We start from the raw sequence: 16631 nt of genomic DNA on the forward strand, positions 1-16631 counted from the left end.
TTAGATCTCCATCCCGAAGTGCTCGCTGAAACGTACATCGCCTTCGATCATGTCGCGCATGTCGCCCACCTCGTTGCGGAACATAAGGGTGCGCTCGATGCCCATGCCGAAGGCAAAACCTGAATAGACGTCCGGATCGATGCCGGCAGCCCGAAGGACATTGGGGTTGACCATGCCGCAGCCGCCCCATTCGATCCAGCGGGGACCGCCCTTGGCGCCGGGGTGCCAGATATCCAGCTCCGCGGACGGCTCGGTGAACGGGAAGTAGTTGGGGCGCAGGCGGATCTGGGCCTCGTCACCGAACATCTGCCGGGCGAAGTGCTCCAGCGTTCCGCGAAGGTCCGCCATGCTGAGCTTCCTGTCGATGGCCAGGCCCTCGAACTGGTGGAACACCGGGGTGTGCGTGGCGTCCAGTTCGTCGGTGCGGAACACCTTGCCCGGGCACAGCACATAGATCGGCACTTCGCGTTCCAGCATGGAACGGACCTGCACCGGGGAAGTGTGCGTGCGCATCAGGAGGTGGGCCTCGGGAGGCTCCACAAAGAACGTGTCCTGCATTTCGCGGGCGGGGTGGTCCGGCTTGAAGTTCAGGGCGTCAAAGTTGAACCACTCGGATTCCACCTCGGGACCTTCAGCGATTTCCCAGCCCATCCCGACGAAGATGTCCGCCACACGGTCCTGCAGCGTGGACAGCGGGTGGCGCGCACCGGCACGGCGGCGGCGCGGGGCGGCAGTGACGTCCACGGTCTCCTCCACGAGGATCCGTGCGTCATTTTCGGCTTCCAGCTCGGCGGTGCGGTCCGCGAGCGCCTTGTTGACGCGTCCGCGGGAGGCACCCATGAGTTTTCCGGCGGCGGCCTTCTGGTCCTTCGCCAGGCCGCCGATCTCACGGTTGGCGAGGCTCAGCGGCGACTTCTCCCCGGTGTGCGCGAGCCTCACGGCCTTGAGCTCATCAAGGGAGGAGGCAGCAGCAATGGCGGCGACGGCGTGGTCTACGGCGGCAGTAATGGCAGCTTCATCCAGAGGGTTCGGGATGGCAGCGCCCGGCAAAGTTTCAGTCATCTACTGTTCTTAGCTACGAGTCGGGTATCGCCAGCGACCTGTCCAGCTGCATTCGGGTCCACCGGCAGCGTGTCCGTCACTGACTTGTCTTTCCGCGCGGCCGTTTTCCGCGGACGCGTGGAGCGACAAAGGGCAGGGCTCGCCGGAATTCGTCCGGCGGGCACTCTCCCCCAGTCTAGTTGAAGGCGCCCGGCTGAACGTGCCACAGCACCCAAGGTGTCAGTCCTGTTGAGAGCAATGGCGGGCAGGAGCAGGGATCACCGGCTGCCGCTACCATGGCCTCATGACCTCCGGACAGCGGCTGCGGCAGATCGCCAACGCGCTGAATGCTTCGACTCTCCTGGGCCTGCTGCTGGCCCGGTGTGCCCGCACGGCCGTCCGCACCGGACCGCGCGGCCTGCTGATCGCCACCGGTTACCGGTGCCGGCTCCCCTTTGCCCAGGCGTTCACCGTGGGGAATGTGGTGCTGTTCCGCGCCGACGCGCCGGAGGCCCTGTCCAATCCGGTGCTGTTGCGGCATGAGGAACGGCACAGCAGCCAATATGCCTTGTGCTGCGGCCTACCGTTCCTGCCGCTGTACTTCATCGCAGCCGGCTGGTCGCAGCTGCGGACGGGAAACCCCGGCTCCGCGAACATCTTTGAACGCCTCGCAGGCCTGGAGGCCGGCGGATACGCGGATATGCGCACCCATAGACCGGACAAGCGCCGTAAGGACCAACGCCGAATAGGCAAACGCCGCACGGGCAACGCTGCCCCCGATGGAATTGAGGCATGACATGACCAAAATCGCGAGGACAGTAGCGGTGACAGGTTCGGGGACGGCTGAGGCAGTGCCGGACCTCCTGACGGTGTCCGTCGGCGTCGAGTGCCGCCGGGAGGACGTTGGCGCCGCGTATGCGGCAGCCGGAAGGGCCTCGGCGGGGATATCGGCAGTCCTCCGGGAGCGCGGTGTGGACGACCGGGACATCAGCACCTCCGGCCTCAACGTCCGCGCCGACGTCGTCTGGAAGGAAGGCGAGGGCCAGACCGTGGCGGGGTATGTGGCCTCAAGCATCCTGTCCGTCCGGCTGCGCGACGTTGCCGGCTCCTCGGACGTTATCGCCGGGGCGGTGGACGCCGGCGGCAACGACGTCAGGCTGAACGGGCTGGACCTCGGCTTCGCGGACCCTGCCGCCGTCACCGCACAGGCACGGGAGGCCGCCTGGCGGGACGCCCTTGCTACCGCCAGTCAGTTCGCGTCGCTGGCGGGGGCTGAACTTGGTCCGGTGGTCTCAGTCACCCAGCAGCCCGGCGTGCCGGGACCGATTCCGCTGGCGAAAATGCAGCGGGCCATGGCCACGGACTCCGTGGGGATCGAGGCCGGGCAGTCGAGCGTGTCGGCAACGGTGGGCGTCGTCTGGGAGCTTCGCGAACGCAGCTAACCTCGCGGCCGGCGAGCGCCGGGACGCGAGAGGCTTAGTGGACTGTACCGGCCGACAACTTGATGTCCGACGTCGTGGCCAGGGCAGTGCGGACGACGACGGCGAGCGCCTCCGCCATCACGGCTGCGGGCAGCGACGGGGTACCGCTGCCCTTGGGCACCTGCCGGGTCTCAAACGGGACATGGATGAAGCCGCCCCGCGTTGCCGGGGCGCCGATTCCGGTGCTCAGTGAGTGCATCAGTGCGTAGAAGATGTGGTTGCAGACGTAGGTGCCGGCGGTCTGGGAAACCTCGGCCGGGATCCCGGCGGTCCGAAGCGCCTCCAGCGCCGCCTTCACCGGCAGTGAGCTGAAATAGGCGGCCGGGCCGCCGGCGACCACTTCCTCGTCCACAGGGCGGTTTCCGGCATTGTCCGGGATGCGGGCGTCGTCGCAGTTGATGGCGACCCGCTCCAGGGAGATCCGCGGCCGGCCGCCGGCCTGGCCGACGCAGATCACAAGTTCCGGGTTGTGGCGCCGCAGCGCGTCCTCCAGCACTGTGATGGACTGCCCGAACACACACGGCAGTTCCACGGCAGCGACGGTATGGCCCTCCCCCTGCAGGATTCCGGACGCCGCCTCCGCGGCGGCCCAGGACGGGTTGGTGGTTTCGCCGCCGAACGGTTCGAACCCGGTCAGGAGAATCATGGCCCCAGCCTAGCAACAGCGGTCCACACGGGGATCGGGGCCTTGACTTCTATTCGAACATACCTTCGAATAGTAACCATGAGATGGGACGCACAAGCACTTCGGCCGGCGACTGCAGGCAACACCGAAGGCAACGCATCAGCGGCCGCCCCAGCCGTTGACGCGTTGCTGCCGCTGGCCGGACTTGTGCGTTCCGTCTCAACCCCCGAATTCGCCGGGGTCACTTTCCATGAGGTCACCGCCAAATCGGTGCTCAACAAAGTGGCGGCCGGTTCCCGCATGCCCTTCGAATGGACCGTCAATCCCTATCGCGGATGCAGCCACGCCTGCGTCTATTGTTTTGCCCGCAAAAGCCACACCTACCTGGACTTTGATGCCGGCCTGGATTTTGACAGCCAGGTGGTGGTCAAGATCAATGCTGCCGAAGTCCTGCGGAAGGAACTTGCCAAGCCTTCCTGGGGCCATCATCACGTGGCCCTGGGCACCAACACGGATCCGTACCAGCGCGCCGAGGGCCGGTACCAGCTGATGCCGGGCATCATCAGCGCGCTTGCCGATTCAGGAACGCCGCTGTCCATCCTCACCAAGGGGACCCTGCTGGCCAGGGACATCCCGCTGCTGAAGCACGCCGCTGCGCAGGTGCCGGTCGGGATAGGGATTTCGCTGGCCATGACTGACGAACAGTTGGCCGAGGCAGTCGAGCCCGGCACTCCGGGACCCCGGGCGCGGCTCAAGCTGGTCTCGAGGCTACGCGAAGCCGGCTTGCCGTGCGGCGTCATGGCCATGCCCATCCTGCCTTGGCTCTCCGACAGCGACGAAGCACTGGATTCGCTCTTTGGCGCACTCGCGGCGGCAGGTGCTACGGGTGTTACGGCCGGTGCCCTGTACCTGAAGCCGGGGACGCGCGAATGGTTTATGCAATGGATCGCTGCCCGCCACCCCGAACTGGCAGGCCGTTACCGCCGGCTGTACGGCACAGGGTCCTACGCGTCCAAGGAGTACCGCGAATGGCTCGCGGGGCGGATCCGCTATTTCAAGGCCCGGCATGGCTTCTCCGGTTCGCACGGCTTCAGCCACCGCGATCTGGCCCAGGACCCTAGGGAAGAGGAAGCACAGTATCCCGCCGGCAGCATTCCCGACGCCGGAACCGGCCCGGGGAGGACAACGGGTCTACGCGGCACCGCAGCAAACCCCGGCGGGGGCGGTCATGCCTCCAGTGAGGATTCCGCCCAGCCCACGCTGTTCTGACCCCGGCAAGGAGCCCGCAGGCAGCCGTCCGTGGAGCGCGTGCGGCTCAAAGCACCGGCTTGAAAGCACCCGGCTTCGGCACTGCCATGGGCAGGACCGGAGCCGCGGCGCGTGGCCAGTGTCTCCCACGCCGGCCCCTGAAGGCGGCGAATCCGAAGTTCGTCCGCTGAAACGGAGTTCAGCACTCGGATAATTTCACGATTCCAGTGGAACCCGCCCTGAACCGGCAACGGCGGCCAGCAGGGCCCGGACAATCGGGAAGTCCGCGGGTATCCAGGGCAGGGTGAGAGCTTCCTCACTTACCGCCAGGCTGATCCAGCGCAGTTCGTCGTGGTCTTCCAGCGGGCGGGGTTCGCCGTCCGCAATCTCGGCAAACCAGACCCGCATGGAAGCCTTGGCATTGAGCGGCCAGCCGGCGGCGGATTCCGCCAGCAATTCAGTGCCCAGCCGGACGCCGATGCCCAGTTCTTCGCGGAGTTCGCGGTGCAGGGCGTCTTCCGCTGATTCGGGCGGCTCCACCTTCCCGCCGGGAAACTCCCACATCCCGGCGAACTGGGGCGGCGCCGTTCGGCGCGCCACCAGGAGCCGGGCAGGGGCACTCAGCGAATCCACAACCGCTCCGCCAACAACATTGATGAGTCCAGTCACCGCAACAGTCTATGGGGGACAATGGTTGAGGCCGATTCCACCGCCATCCCCGAAAATGGCCGCCACATCGGAATACGGACCACTCCCCCATCGTTGCAGTAATCAGATTTATTCAGTCACGCCTCAGCCGCTACGTATGCTTCCCGCACTGCCGGGAACGGTGACCGCCTGAAGCAGACCCGCCAGAACCGGAACTTTCGAAGAGCAGGCCAATGACCTCCACGCCCACCCTCCGCCCCGCCAAGCCAAAGGCAGGAGCCCAGCACCTTGCCCTGGCCATCGTGTCCCTTGCGATGGGCGGTTTCGGCATCGGCGTCACGGAATTCACCATGATGGGACTGCTCAAGGAGGTGGAGCAGGGCCTGAACATCGGCACCCCGGAAGCCGGCCACCTCATCTCTGCCTACGCCCTCGGCGTTGTCATCGGGGCGCCCCTCCTCGCAGCCGTCGGTGCCAAGCTTCCCCGCAAGCACCTCGCGCTGGGTCTTATGCTGTTCTTCAGCCTGGCCAACCTCACGTCGTACATCGCGCCGGACTACGGCACCATGCTGCTGTCCCGGTTCGCGGCCGGCCTGCCGCACGGAGCGTTCTTCGGTGTGGCGGCCGTGATCGCCGCGTCGCTGGTCGCGCCGACCAAGCGCGGTTGGGCGATCTCCATGGTCATGGCCGGCCTGACGATCTCGAACGTCATCGGCGTTCCGTTCGCCACGTGGCTGGGCCAGACCTTTGGCTGGCGCCTGCTCTTTGTCCTGGTGGGCGCAATCGGGCTGGTCACGCTTGGCATGCTCTGGAAGTTTGTCCCGTTCCAGGCGGCACACCCTGACGCCAGCATCCGTCGGGAACTTGGCGCCCTGAAGCGGCTTCAGGTCTGGCTCGCCATCCTCATCGGCATCGTGGGCTTCGGCGGATTCTTCGCCACCTACACGTACATTGCGCACACCATGACCTCCGTGGCGGGCATCCCGGCCGCCTGGCTGCCGCTTGTCGTGGCGCTGTACGGCCTGGGCATGGTGGCGGGAAACATCGTTGGCGGACGCATCGCAGACAAGTCCGTCATGGGCACAATCTATTGGGTCCTGCCCGGCATCGCGGTCGCGCTGGTCATCTATGCGGTGGCGGTTCACTGGCCATGGTCTGCCTTTGTGATGGTGTTTGTGGTGGGCGGGGCAGGCTCCCTCCTGGTCCCGGCCCTGCAGACCCGGCTGCTGGACGCCTCCCCCGATGCCCCGTCCCTGGCATCCTCGCTCAACCATGCGGCCCTGAACGTGGCCAATGCACTCGGCGCCTTCCTGGGCGGCCTGGTCATCGCGTGGGGCTGGGGCTATGTTGCGCCTGCACTCGTGGGGGCGGTCCTGGCCATCCTGGGCCTCGCCGTTGCCCTGCTCAGCGGCCTGTTGGAACGCAAAAGGCCGCTGGTCTCCTAACCTGCCCTAACAGGTTCGGTCCAGCGGCCTACGGCGGGCGTGGAATTGCCCGGGCGGGTTGGATTAGACGTGCGCGCGTTCCACGTCGGGTTCAAGGTAGATGACCCGCGCAATGGGCACAGCCTCACGGATGCGGCTTTCGGCGTCGTCGATGACCTTGGCGATCTCCGCGCCGGTAGCGGCGGCGCCGACACTGATCTTGGCTGCAACCAGCAGTTCTTCCGGGCCAAGGTGCATGGTCTTCAGGTGGATGATCCTGGTTCCGTCGGCCTCGAGGGCGCCGCTGATCCTGGCGGAGTCAGCTTTCGTTGCGGATTCTCCGAGGAGCAGCGACTTGGTCTCCAGGGCCAGCACGATGGCGATGGCCACCAGCAGGAAGCCGATCATCGCGGTGCCAAGGGCGTCCCAGATGCCATTACCGGTAATCAGGGTCAGGCTTACGCCGAACAGTGCGAACACCAGGCCCAGCAGGGCACCGAGGTCCTCGAGCAGGATGACGGGCAGTTCGGGCTGCTTGGCGTTGCGGATGAAGTGCACCCAGCTCTGCTTGCCGCGCACGTGGTTTGACTCGATGATCGCCGTCCGGAACGAGAACGATTCGGCGACGATTGCCCCGATCAGCACAGCCAGGGGAACCCACCAGAAGTCGCCTTCGATGGCGTGGGGGTGCTGAATCTTCTCCCAGGCCTCGTACAGCGCAAACAAGCCGCCCACGCTGAACAGCACAATCGAGACAATGAACGCATAAATGTACCGTTCGCGTCCGTAGCCAAAGGGGTGTTCGGGGCTCGCGGCACGCTTGGCGCGTTTGCCGCCTACCAGCAGGAGGATCTGGTTGCCGGAGTCGGCTACGGAGTGGATGGCCTCAGCCAGCATCGACGACGACAGCGTCAGGAAAAAAGCGACGAACTTCAGTACAGCGATGGTCAGGTTTGCAGCCAGAGCCGCGACGATCGCCTTGGTACCGCCATTTGCAGCCAAGTGAGCTTCACCTCTTCAGGGATTGCCGGAAATTTGCACGTGCGATCACCGCACAACGCCGATGCCCGCAATGAATACCGTACCCGCCAGCCTCGACCGGACACACCACGCGTCACAGCAGATGACACCAAAAACAATGAAACTAAGCCTGCTGACAAGGAATCACACCGTGTGTTAGCTTGAAGCCATAATCGGGACCCGTAGTGAGTTCCGACGAATATGTAGGAGGAGACATGGGCTTTCTTGGCTGGATCATTCTCGGACTCATTGTAGGAGCAATCGTCAAGGCAATCATGCCTGGTACGGTCGGCGGCGGCTGGGTCACCAGCCTCGTGCTTGGTGTCGTCGGCGCCATCGTCGGCGGCTGGATCGGCGACCTTCTGTTCGGCGGCGGCAGGATGGAATTCTGGAACCTCGGTTCCTGGCTTCTCGCCATCGTCGGCGGCCTCGTCGTAGCCGGCATCTACGGCTTCATCACCGGCCGGAACAAGACCACCACATAACTACACTCACCACCGCTCAGGGCACAGAGATGCCCCATGGTGAACATTACGACGGCGGGGGCCCACCGGAAGGTGGGCCCCCGCCTTTGCGTTGTGGGTGTGGCGGCTGGTCAGCTGCGCTTCTGCGACCGGGCGCTTGCGTAGAGGCACACCGTGGCGGCGGTTCCGAGGTTCAGGCTCTCCGCTTTACCGTAGACGGGTACGGCCACCCTGTGGTCGGCCAGGGCGACTTCATCCTCGGACAGGCCCTGGGCCTCGTTGCCGAAGAGCCACGCTGTGGGCTTCTCCAGCGCATAGACCGATTCCGCGGCGGAGTCCCCCAGACGGCGGGCAGCGTTCTCGTCCTGGAGGCGGTCCAGGTTCAGCTCGCCGTAACCGTCGGCAGCGAGGACCCCGATCCCCCGTTCCTTGCACCGGGCCACCACCTCGGCCACGTCGGCACCAAGGACGATCGGCAGATGAAAGAGGGATCCCGCCGTCGAGCGGACAGCCTTCGGGTTGTAGACGTCCACGCTGGACGCGGTCAGGACGACGGCGTCGGCGCCGGCGGCATCGGCCGCGCGGAGCACGGTTCCTGCATTACCGGGGTCGCGGACCTGGCACAGGACGGCAACCAGCTGCGGACCGGCGTCGAGTACCTGCTCAAGGCTCACATCCAGGAAACCGCAGACCGCGAGAATGCCCTGCGGGGTAACCGTGTCCGCCATTGCCGCGAGCACTTCGTCGGTGGCGAGGTAGGCGGTGGTGCCCTCCGCGAGTGTCTCCAGGTCCGGGTGCCGGTCCAAGCAGGATTCGCTCGCGTAGACCTCATAGACGATGCCGGGCTCCCCCGCGGCAATCCGCTTCTGATGCAGCGTCAGGGCCTCGCGTACGGCCTGCGGACCCTCCGCCAGGAACTCGCGGCGCTTTAAACGGGCCGGGCGCCCGGCAAGTTGTGCCACCTTCCTTACCCGATCAGCTCGGGGGTTGGAGAGTGGAATGTCTTGCGGGCGCCCGGTTTCGTTCATATAAGAACCTTAGTGGCTGTTGCCACCAGTCCTTGAACGGGAGGGGATGCTACTCGGCAGCCTTTTCGGCGGCCGGCTTCTTAGCAGCCTTGGCCTTGGGGGCCTTTTCAGCAGCAGCTTCTTCTGCCGTGGCAGCCTTGACGGCCTTGGCCTTCGGAGCCTTTGCCTTCGGGGCGGCTTCGGCGGCGACGGCCGGAGCGGAAGTGTCAGCAGGCAGCGAGTCCTTGGCAATCTGCACCAGGGCGGCAAATGCGTTGGCGTCAGAGACGGCCAGTTCTGCCAGCATGCGGCGGTCAACCTCGACCTCAGCGGCCTTCAGGCCCTGGATCAGGCGGTTGTAGGTCAGGCCATTGGCGCGAGATGCAGCGTTGATGCGCTGGATCCACAGGCGGCGGAAGTCGCCCTTCTTCTTCTTGCGGTCACCGTAGCTGTACACAAACGAGTGCAGCAGCTGCTCTTTAGCCTTGCGGTACAGGCGTGAACGCTGTCCACGGTAGCCCTTTGCGCGTTCAAGGATAACCCGGCGCTTCTTGTGGGCGTTTACCGCCCTCTTCACACGTGCCACGTGCGTACTCCTTCAGAATTCTGATCCCAAGCGACTACTGCCGGAACAACCGGCTGGCCTGAGAAGCCTTTTTGGTAGTTTGACTGCTGCCAGGTGGCTAACAGTCAGAGAACTTGGAACTTAGATGCCGAGCATCTTCCGGATGACCTTGGCGTCGCCCTTGAAGACGATCTTGTCGCCGGCGAGGCGACGGGTCAGCCTGGAGGACTTGTGCTCGAGGTAGTGGCGGCGGTTGGCCTGCTGGCGGCGCAGCTTGCCGCTGCCGGTCAGCTTGAAGCGCTTCTTAGCACCACTGTGGGTCTTCATCTTCGGCATGGGAACCGATCTCCTTACGTATCCGCAGACATGTCTGCAGTCTTTCGTGCAGCCACCCCTGCGGGCGGCGTGCTGGTTGCTTGCTGCGCGAAGGCACTTCGCGCAGCTTTGAACTAGTTGGTCTTCTTGCTGCCCGGCTTGGGAGCGGCCGGCCGTGCTGCAGGCTTGGGCGCTGCGGGCCGTGCTACCGGCTTGGGCGGCGGCGCGGGAACCCCGGCGGGCTTCGGCGCCACAGGGGCAGCCGCAGCAGGCCTCGGCGCTTCAGGCGCCTTGGCCACAGCCGGCTTGCTGACGGCGGGACGCGGTGCTTCTGCAGCCTTGGGGGCTTCGCGTTTCGGCGCTGCCTGCTTCGCTACTTTGGGAGCCTCCTGCTTGGGAGCCTCCTGCTTGGGAGCTTCCTGCTTGGGCGCTTCCTGCTTGGGCGCTTCCTCGGCCGGAGCCTCCTGCTTCGGAGCCTCCTTGGCCGGGGCTTCGGCTTCCGGTGCGGCTTCAACAGGCGCCTCAGACTGAGCCGGAGCTTCGATTTCCGGCTCCGTGGTGATGGCGAAACCTTCCGGAAGAAGGTCAGCCAGCGACTGCGTCAACGGTGCCTGATCGTCGCCGGAGACATCGATGCGGCCGCCGCCCGTAGCTTTCGCTTCATTCTGGGCTTTTGCTTCAGCGCGCTGCGTCGCACGGCGTGCTTCGGCCTTGGCCTCAGCCTTGTTCTTCAGCGGTCCTACAACCATGACCATGTTACGGCCGTCGATGCGGGGGCTGGACTCGACAACTCCCACTTCAGCGACGTCGTCGGCGAAACGCTGGAGCAGGCGGATGCCCATTTCCGGACGCTGCTGCTCGCGGCCACGGAACTGGATCATGGCCTTGACCTTGTCCCCGGCGCCGAGGAAGCGGAGGGCGTGGCCGCGCTTCGTCTCGTAGTCGTGGGTGTCGATCTTCAGCCGGAAACGGATTTCCTTCAGAACCGTGTTGGTCTGGTTCTTCCGGGCCTCGCGTGCCTTGACGGCGGCTTCGTACTTGTACTTGCCGAAGTCCATCAGCTTGCACACCGGAGGCTTGGCCTGCGGTGCAACTTCAACGAGATCAAGGTCGGACTCGGCAGCCAAACGCAGGGCGTCCTCAATACGGACAATTCCTACTTGTTCGCCTGCAGGGCCGACCAGCCGCACCTCGGGGACGCGGATACGCTCATTGATTCTTGGCTCGCTAATGTTAGAACTCCTGTGGTTGAGGTGAGTATTCCACCGACAAAATAGAGAAGGCCCCCAATTGCCGGAGCAATCGAAGGCCTCGAAGATCGGATGTACAAAGCCTACGGGGAGGCTGTACGCGCTCCACCCGGCTGACGCCGCCGTGGAATGCCCGACCAGGTACCCGGCAACCTTGCTTCCGCGGGAATTGCTTCCTGGGAAAACGGCTGACGCGGGTGGGAGAGAACTCCGCTTGCAAACTGAAAATCAATTCTACAGAAGAACCGCGAAAGCTGCACATTCGCAGCCACGAGTTTCACATAGCAAAATAACGACATTCAGTCGGTCTGTGACAAGCTTACCAGTATGAGCACTTCAGACAGTAATTCACACGTTTTCGAGCCCTCCACCGGCCAGGGAGGCGGCCAGGAACAGGTGTCGCAGCAGATCCGCGACATCTCGGAAGTTCCCGCCATCGAGGTCATCACCACCGCCGCTGTGCACCTCATGAGCGCTTCGGCCGTCAAGCTCGGGCTCGCCGCCGAGGAGAACGCCGAAGAGCTTAAGGACTTGGATGAGGCCCGCAAGCTGATCACGGCGCTGGCCGGCCTCGTTACCGCAGCCGCCCCGGAGATCGGTTCACAGCACGCCGGTCCGTTGCGTGACGGACTCCGTTCCCTGCAGCTGGCCTTCCGGGAAGAGTCGACCATTCCGGATGCCCCGGGCAAGGGGCCGGGCGAAAAGTACACCGGGCCGGTCAACTAGGCGATTCACAGAACGCGACGGCGGGCGGACCAACGAAGGTCCGCCCGCCGTCGTTGTTCCCGGCCGGTTCCGGTCAGGCGTCAGGCGGCCATCCGGCGGCGGCGCAGGTGCTGCAGCACCAGGCCCAGGAGGCAGAGGACGACGCCGGCGGTACCCACCGAGACAAACCCGGCGGAGGGCCCGATGCCATCGATGAACACGCCTGCCAGCGGAGCACCCAGTGCCACTCCGGCGGTGAGCGCGGATCCGTACCAGCCCATGGCCTCGCCGCGGCGGCTCTCCTCCACGAGGTCGGCCACCTTTTCCGAGGCGGAGGACAGGACCGGCGCGCACAGCAGCCCCGGAAGCAGCGAAAGAAGGCACAGCGTCAGGGTGTCCTGGGCGAAGCCCATCGGGATGGTCAGGGCAGCCATTCCGAGCAGCAGGAGAATCGGCGAAACGGGCCGGTGCATGGCGCCATAGAGCACCCCTCCAACCACCGAGGCCGCACACCAGAAGATAAAGACCAGGCCGATCTCCGCCTGATGCCCGCCGGTCTCCAACGCAGCAACAATGCCCACGTCCGTGCCGCTGAGCACCATCCCGGCCCCGGCCGCCACAGCAAAGACCGCGGCCACGGCTGCGGTGAACCAGGCAAAGTTGTCGGCCACCTTGTCCCGTAGCCCCGAACGCCGGAGCCCGCCGGCCGCCATCGGCGCGAGTTCCGCTGCAGCTTCCTGCAGATGCGCCGGAGCCGCTGCCACCACGGCCACTTCGGCGCCTTCCTGCTGGTCCGCTTCGTAGTCAACGTCCGCCGCCGCACTGCGGGTGGGAGGGTTGAACCACATCAGGAAGAGTCCGGCCACTGAGGTGGACACGCCAACCACCGTCAGCCCGATGACCGAGTGGCCGGTGGTGGCCACAATCGCGCCGGCGGCGGGGCCGATCATAAAGACCAGCTCGGTGGTGATGGCGTCCAAGGCGAATGCCGTCCGCCGCTGGTCGCCGCCAACCAGCACGCCAAGGGACTGGCGCACCACGCTGAAGATGGGCAGCGTGAGGAGTCCCCCGACGAACACCAATGCCAGCAGCCATTCATAGGGCACGTGCGGCACCACGGACCAGATGACGGCTTCGGAGATCACCGAGGGAATCAGGGCCCTCCGAAGGCCCACTGTGTCGACCCGGCGTCCGCGCCACGGCGCGCCCACGGCGATGCCGATGGTCATCACGGCAGCGGCTGCGCCGGCGGCGGCATATCCCTCACCCAGGGTGAGGACGATGTGCAATGTCAGCAGTACGCCCGCCGCGGAGTGCGGTATGCGGGCTATCATTCCCACGATCAACAGCCGCCGCACAGGCTTGATCGCCAGGAGCTCTTTGTAGAGAGCGAAATTCACGGGTTACGTCCTTCATCCTGCCGGCGGCAACTCCGGAGCGTGTCCCCATTACCGCCAGCTACTCTGCTGCGCGCTGCAACTTTACCTCGATCGAGTCAACGCGCTCGGCGAACACCGCATTCCGGGACCAGTCGGAGTTCAGTCCGGCCACTATTGACTGGACACCGGCAGCGTCGAGTCCGTCTTCCAGATACAGCACCACCCTGAGCTCGGGCCCCGGACCGCCGCCGGGGACGACGGCTCCGCCGGCTGTGGCCGAGGCAACGCCGCCGCCCGGTTCAAGTTCGACACGCCTTACCGGCGGATAGCCCGCCGTTGCCTCGCCCATGGCACGAGCCAGTTCGGGATCCGCATAGGACGGCAGCCATTCGCGCTGCTGGGCGAGGGCCCAGACGGCCGGCCGGCGGACAACGAACGTGTAGTCCGAGCCGGGGTCCAGGACCAGGAGTTCCGCACCTTCGGCCACGGCGGACAGCGCCGCCCGCGCGGCATAGACTGCCACCGGCCGGGCTTCCGGGTGCCACGATTCCAATGCCGCCGCCGACGTGAACACCGGCATCGCCGTCCGGCCGTCCGGTGCCTTGAGCGTCACGAGCGCCATATCCGCCTGCTTGTCACCATGCAGGGTCTCACCGTGCGGCGTAGCCGCGGCTTCGCCTTCCTCGGCAAGCTGGGCAACGATGGGAACGAAGACCCGGGCCGCGGCCAACGATGCGACCACAGCGGCTTCATCGCCCGCAGCCGAGCGAAGAGCGGCAACCGCGGCGAGGTACCCGGCGTCGGCCGTACCGTCGTCGTCCTGGAAGTTGTGGATAATAGCGTCTTCACCGGCGAGGCTGCGGCCCGCCCAGGGCTGGCCGGCGGAGTCCGTGGCGCCGCCGGAACCTGCAAGCGCAGCGGCGATGTGGCCCGGAAGCTTGCGGGATGCCCGCGGCGCAGCCTTCGACGGTGCGCCGGCAAGGTCCCCGGCGGGATCGTCCCGGCTGGCGGGGCCGCCGTCGGCAGGCGATGAGGGTCGCTGGTCCATGGTTGCGGCGGGCCTAGCGGCGGCCGGCTACGTCCAGCGCTTCCGGCAGCGTAAATGCCCCGGCATACAGCGCCTTGCCCACGATGGCGCCTTCGACGCCCAGCGGGACGAGGGACCGCAGGACCTTGAGGTCATCAAGGCTGGAGATGCCGCCGGAGGCCACCACCGGTTTGCCGGTCTTCTCCACCATTTGGCGGAGCAGTTCAACGTTGGGGCCCTGAAGGGTGCCGTCCTTGGTGACGTCGGTGACCACATAGCGTGAGCAACCGGCTTCTTCGAGCCGGGCCAGCACGTCCCACAGGTCGCCGCCTTCCTTGGTCCATCCGCGGCCCGCCAGGGTGGTCCCGCGCACGTCGAGGCCGACGGCGATCCTGTCACCAAAGCGGGCGATGGCGCGCGCGGTCCACTCCGGGTTTTCCAGGGCGGCAGTACCCAGGTTCACCCGGGCAACGCCCAGGTCCAGGGCCTTCTCCAGCGACTCGTCATCGCGCAGGCCACCGGAGAGCTCCACCTTGATGTCCAGCCGGCCCACGACTTCGCGGAGCAGGTCGGCGTTCGAGCCGCGGCCAAAGGCTGCGTCCAGGTCCACCAGATGCACCCACTCGGCGCCCTGTTCCTGCCAGTTCAGCGCAGCTTCCAGCGGGGTGCCGTAGCTCGTTTCGCTGCCGGCCTCGCCCTGGACCAGGCGGACCGCCTGGCCGTTCACGACGTCGACGGCGGGGAGCAGTTCGAGTACGGGCAGCGGCATTTCGGTGGTCATCTTCGGGTCCTCAGGTTGTAGTGAAGCTGCGTTTGTGGAGCGGTACAGGCCGGGCTAGTTCGGCTGCAGGGTAAGCAGGGAGGCGGCCAGCAGCGCCATTCCGGCCAACACGTAGAAAGCAATCTGGGTCCAGAGCGGCTTTTTCTGCTGCCGGAAGGACAGTGCTCCGCCAACCAGGAGGCCGGCGAGGGCCATCAGGACAATCGACCACATCTAGGCGGCCGGTCCGGTGGCGGCAGCGGCTGTTGGCGCGGCTGTCTGCGCGGCGTGCCCAGGGCTGCGGCGCAGGCCGTTGACCCAGTTGCGGAGCAGCCGGGCACCGGCGTCGCCGGATTTTTCCGGGTGGAACTGGGTGGCGCACAACGGCCCGTTTTCCACGGCGGCGACGAACGGCGCGCCGTGCTCGGACCAGGTGACGAGCGGCGCCGCCATGCGCGGCTGGATGACATCGAAGTCCCAGTGCTGCACGCCGTAGGAGTGCACGAAGTAGAAGCGCTCATTTTCGACGCCGTCGAACAGTTTGGAGCCTTCCGGCACGGTGACCGTGTTCCAGCCCATGTGGGGAACCACTTCGGCAGGCAGCAGTTCCACCTTTCCGGGCCACTCTCCCATGCCTTCAGCTTCGGTACCGTGCTCCACTCCGGCTTCGAAGAGCACCTGGAGGCCCACGCAGATGCCAAGGACCGGGCGGCCGCCGGCGACGCGCCGGCCGATCATCCGGATGGCGTCCACGGCCTTGAGCTCGCGCATGACCGTCTCGAAGGCTCCGACGCCGGGGACCAGCAGTCCGTCAGCATTCAGGACATCCTCCGGCTTGGCACTGAGGATGACCTCGGCGCCGGCACGTTCAAGGGCACGGACCGCCGAGCGGACGTTGCCGGAACCGTAATCCAGCACGGTGACGGTGGGCTTTCCTTCCGGAGACGCAGGCTTCGCGTTCCCGGCAGGGTCCAGGATGGCCCCGTCCTGGAGGACCGGGCCGGTCACAGCGCGCCCTTGGTGGAGGGGATGCCTTCAACGCGGGGATCCGGCTCCACGGCCGCCCGCAGCGCACGGGCGAAGGCCTTGAACTGGGCCTCGACGATGTGGTGCGGGTCCCGGCCGGCGATGACGTTCATGTGCAGGCAGATGCCAGCGTGCAAGGTGATGGCCTCGAAGACGTGGCGGGTCAGGGAACCCGTGAAGTGTCCGCCGATCAGGTGGTATTCCTGGCCCGCGGGCTCGCCGCCGTGCACGAGGTAGGGCCGCCCGGAGACGTCAACCACGGCGTGGGCCAGGGCTTCGTCGAGGGGAACCGTGGCTTCGCCGAACCGGCGGATACCGGCCTTGTTGCCCAGGGCGGTGCGGAGCACCTCGCCAAACGTGATGGCAACGTCCTCCACCGTGTGGTGGACGTCGATGTGGATGTCACCGGTTGCCTTGACGGTCATATCGATGAGCGAGTGCTTGCACAGGGCCGTCAGCATGTGGTCGTAGAACGGAACCGAGGTGCTGATGTCCGAGACGCCGGTGCCGTCAAGGTTGATCTCGACCAGCACGGACGATTCGCTCGTGGCACGCTCCATGCGTGCGGTCCGGGCCTCGGCAGCAATGGATCCGGTGGTGCTCATGTGTTGTGTCCTTTAGATGAAGGAGAAGTGTTGTCCGGGTG

The 16631-nt window shown here is 65.9% G+C and carries 20 protein-coding genes; 6 read left to right on the forward strand and 14 right to left on the reverse strand.

The annotated features are described in order from the left end of the window. Positions 1–1062: a phenylalanine--tRNA ligase subunit alpha gene (gene pheS, locus AC1DRE_RS15265; protein WP_214953183.1), complete on the reverse strand. Its 1062-nt coding sequence runs from the start codon at positions 1060–1062 to the stop codon at positions 1–3. 283 nt (positions 1063–1345) lie between these two features. Between pheS and AC1DRE_RS15270 the strand changes: the two genes are divergently transcribed. Next, a complete protein-coding gene (locus tag AC1DRE_RS15270) occupies positions 1346–1837 on the forward strand; it encodes an eCIS core domain-containing protein (protein ID WP_476985391.1) in 492 nt (163 codons plus the stop codon). 1 nt (position 1838) lies between these two features. After that, on the forward strand, positions 1839–2483 hold the full coding sequence (locus AC1DRE_RS15275; protein ID WP_476985392.1) for an SIMPL domain-containing protein: 645 nt from the start codon (positions 1839–1841) through the stop codon (positions 2481–2483). A 34-nt stretch (positions 2484–2517) separates the two neighbouring features. Here the strand turns inward: AC1DRE_RS15275 and pcp are convergent, their stop codons facing one another. Next, positions 2518–3168 (reverse strand): pyroglutamyl-peptidase I, encoded by a 651-nt coding sequence (gene pcp / locus AC1DRE_RS15280; RefSeq protein ID WP_476985393.1) that lies wholly within the window; start codon positions 3166–3168, stop codon positions 2518–2520. A gap of 78 nt (positions 3169–3246) precedes the next feature. Here pcp and AC1DRE_RS15285 point away from each other — a divergent pair, with 78 nt between their 5' ends. Continuing rightward, positions 3247–4416, forward strand: coding sequence for an Rv2578c family radical SAM protein (locus tag AC1DRE_RS15285; protein ID WP_476985394.1), 1170 nt, complete (start codon positions 3247–3249; stop codon positions 4414–4416). Between the two features lie 195 nt (positions 4417–4611). On the opposite strand, the gene AC1DRE_RS15290 is transcribed toward AC1DRE_RS15285, so the two are convergent. Continuing rightward, positions 4612–5064 carry a (deoxy)nucleoside triphosphate pyrophosphohydrolase gene (locus AC1DRE_RS15290; protein WP_476985395.1) on the reverse strand — a complete coding sequence of 151 codons (453 nt, stop codon included), beginning with the start codon at positions 5062–5064 and terminating at the stop codon, positions 4612–4614. 212 nt (positions 5065–5276) lie between these two features. Here AC1DRE_RS15290 and AC1DRE_RS15295 point away from each other — a divergent pair, with 212 nt between their 5' ends. Then, a complete protein-coding gene (locus AC1DRE_RS15295; RefSeq protein ID WP_476985396.1) occupies positions 5277–6488 on the forward strand; it encodes an MFS transporter in 1212 nt (403 codons plus the stop codon). Between the two features lie 63 nt (positions 6489–6551). Here the strand turns inward: AC1DRE_RS15295 and AC1DRE_RS15300 are convergent, their stop codons facing one another. After that, complete coding sequence (locus tag AC1DRE_RS15300; protein WP_104172449.1) at positions 6552–7469, reverse strand: cation diffusion facilitator family transporter; 918 nt, start codon at positions 7467–7469, stop codon at positions 6552–6554. A gap of 233 nt (positions 7470–7702) precedes the next feature. On the opposite strand from AC1DRE_RS15300, the gene AC1DRE_RS15305 reads away from it, so the two are divergent. Beyond that, positions 7703–7972, forward strand: coding sequence for a GlsB/YeaQ/YmgE family stress response membrane protein (locus AC1DRE_RS15305; protein ID WP_476985397.1), 270 nt, complete (start codon positions 7703–7705; stop codon positions 7970–7972). 110 nt (positions 7973–8082) lie between these two features. Here the strand turns inward: AC1DRE_RS15305 and AC1DRE_RS15310 are convergent, their stop codons facing one another. The 4 genes from AC1DRE_RS15310 to infC form a co-directional block, all read right to left on the reverse strand. Next, positions 8083–8979 carry a TrmH family RNA methyltransferase gene (locus tag AC1DRE_RS15310; RefSeq protein ID WP_476985398.1) on the reverse strand — a complete coding sequence of 299 codons (897 nt, stop codon included), beginning with the start codon at positions 8977–8979 and terminating at the stop codon, positions 8083–8085. Positions 8980–9028: 49 nt separating this feature from the next. Then, entirely contained in the window at positions 9029–9544 is a 516-nt protein-coding gene (gene rplT / locus AC1DRE_RS15315; RefSeq protein ID WP_476985399.1) for a 50S ribosomal protein L20, read from the reverse strand. Between the two features lie 120 nt (positions 9545–9664). Next, a complete protein-coding gene (gene rpmI / locus AC1DRE_RS15320; RefSeq protein ID WP_009358635.1) occupies positions 9665–9859 on the reverse strand; it encodes a 50S ribosomal protein L35 in 195 nt (64 codons plus the stop codon). 113 nt (positions 9860–9972) lie between these two features. Beyond that, entirely contained in the window at positions 9973–11070 is a 1098-nt protein-coding gene (gene infC, locus AC1DRE_RS15325) for a translation initiation factor IF-3 (RefSeq protein ID WP_476985525.1), read from the reverse strand. A 345-nt stretch (positions 11071–11415) separates the two neighbouring features. Between infC and AC1DRE_RS15330 the strand changes: the two genes are divergently transcribed. After that, positions 11416–11814, forward strand: coding sequence for a DUF1844 domain-containing protein (locus AC1DRE_RS15330; protein ID WP_307049910.1), 399 nt, complete (start codon positions 11416–11418; stop codon positions 11812–11814). Between the two features lie 80 nt (positions 11815–11894). On the opposite strand, the gene AC1DRE_RS15335 is transcribed toward AC1DRE_RS15330, so the two are convergent. The 6 genes from AC1DRE_RS15335 to hisB are packed head-to-tail and all read right to left on the reverse strand — an operon-like array spanning position 11895 to position 16590. After that, entirely contained in the window at positions 11895–13193 is a 1299-nt protein-coding gene (locus AC1DRE_RS15335; protein ID WP_476985400.1) for an MFS transporter, read from the reverse strand. Positions 13194–13251: 58 nt separating this feature from the next. Continuing rightward, the gene (locus AC1DRE_RS15340) at positions 13252–14220 is read right to left on the reverse strand and encodes an SseB family protein (protein ID WP_476985401.1); all 969 of its coding nucleotides are present in this window, start codon (positions 14218–14220) and stop codon (positions 13252–13254) included. Positions 14221–14233: 13 nt separating this feature from the next. Further along, on the reverse strand, positions 14234–14980 hold the full coding sequence (priA, locus tag AC1DRE_RS15345) for a bifunctional 1-(5-phosphoribosyl)-5-((5-phosphoribosylamino)methylideneamino)imidazole-4-carboxamide isomerase/phosphoribosylanthranilate isomerase PriA (protein ID WP_476985402.1): 747 nt from the start codon (positions 14978–14980) through the stop codon (positions 14234–14236). A 54-nt stretch (positions 14981–15034) separates the two neighbouring features. Next, positions 15035–15175 (reverse strand): hypothetical protein, encoded by a 141-nt coding sequence (locus tag AC1DRE_RS15350; RefSeq protein ID WP_476985533.1) that lies wholly within the window; start codon positions 15173–15175, stop codon positions 15035–15037. Positions 15176–15193: 18 nt separating this feature from the next. Beyond that, the gene (gene hisH / locus AC1DRE_RS15355) at positions 15194–15967 is read right to left on the reverse strand and encodes an imidazole glycerol phosphate synthase subunit HisH (RefSeq protein ID WP_476985403.1); all 774 of its coding nucleotides are present in this window, start codon (positions 15965–15967) and stop codon (positions 15194–15196) included. Continuing rightward, positions 15964–16590 (reverse strand): imidazoleglycerol-phosphate dehydratase HisB, encoded by a 627-nt coding sequence (hisB, locus tag AC1DRE_RS15360; RefSeq protein WP_104172458.1) that lies wholly within the window; start codon positions 16588–16590, stop codon positions 15964–15966. The genes hisH and hisB overlap by 4 nt, the downstream gene beginning before the upstream one ends. Between the last annotated feature and the right edge of the window lie 41 nt (positions 16591–16631).

The organism is Arthrobacter sp. P4_H3 (assembly GCF_056400885.1).

Coding starts and splice junctions, on each gene's coding strand:
- AC1DRE_RS15270 (WP_476985391.1), top strand. CDS start 1,346: ATGACCTCCGGACAGCGGCTGCGGCAGATCGCCAACGCGCTGAATGCT.
- priA (WP_476985402.1), bottom strand. CDS start 14,980: ATGACCACCGAAATGCCGCTGCCCGTACTCGAACTGCTCCCCGCCGTC.
- AC1DRE_RS15310 (WP_476985398.1), bottom strand. CDS start 8,979: ATGAACGAAACCGGGCGCCCGCAAGACATTCCACTCTCCAACCCCCGA.
- pcp (WP_476985393.1), bottom strand. CDS start 3,168: ATGATTCTCCTGACCGGGTTCGAACCGTTCGGCGGCGAAACCACCAAC.
- AC1DRE_RS15350 (WP_476985533.1), bottom strand. CDS start 15,175: ATGGCCCTCGCCGGCCTCCTGGTTGGCGGAGCACTGTCCTTCCGGCAG.
- hisB (WP_104172458.1), bottom strand. CDS start 16,590: ATGAGCACCACCGGATCCATTGCTGCCGAGGCCCGGACCGCACGCATG.
- AC1DRE_RS15330 (WP_307049910.1), top strand. CDS start 11,416: ATGAGCACTTCAGACAGTAATTCACACGTTTTCGAGCCCTCCACCGGC.
- AC1DRE_RS15285 (WP_476985394.1), top strand. CDS start 3,247: ATGAGATGGGACGCACAAGCACTTCGGCCGGCGACTGCAGGCAACACC.
- AC1DRE_RS15275 (WP_476985392.1), top strand. CDS start 1,839: ATGACCAAAATCGCGAGGACAGTAGCGGTGACAGGTTCGGGGACGGCT.
- rpmI (WP_009358635.1), bottom strand. CDS start 9,859: ATGCCGAAGATGAAGACCCACAGTGGTGCTAAGAAGCGCTTCAAGCTG.
- pheS (WP_214953183.1), bottom strand. CDS start 1,062: ATGACTGAAACTTTGCCGGGCGCTGCCATCCCGAACCCTCTGGATGAA.
- AC1DRE_RS15295 (WP_476985396.1), top strand. CDS start 5,277: ATGACCTCCACGCCCACCCTCCGCCCCGCCAAGCCAAAGGCAGGAGCC.
- AC1DRE_RS15340 (WP_476985401.1), bottom strand. CDS start 14,220: ATGGACCAGCGACCCTCATCGCCTGCCGACGGCGGCCCCGCCAGCCGG.
- AC1DRE_RS15305 (WP_476985397.1), top strand. CDS start 7,703: ATGGGCTTTCTTGGCTGGATCATTCTCGGACTCATTGTAGGAGCAATC.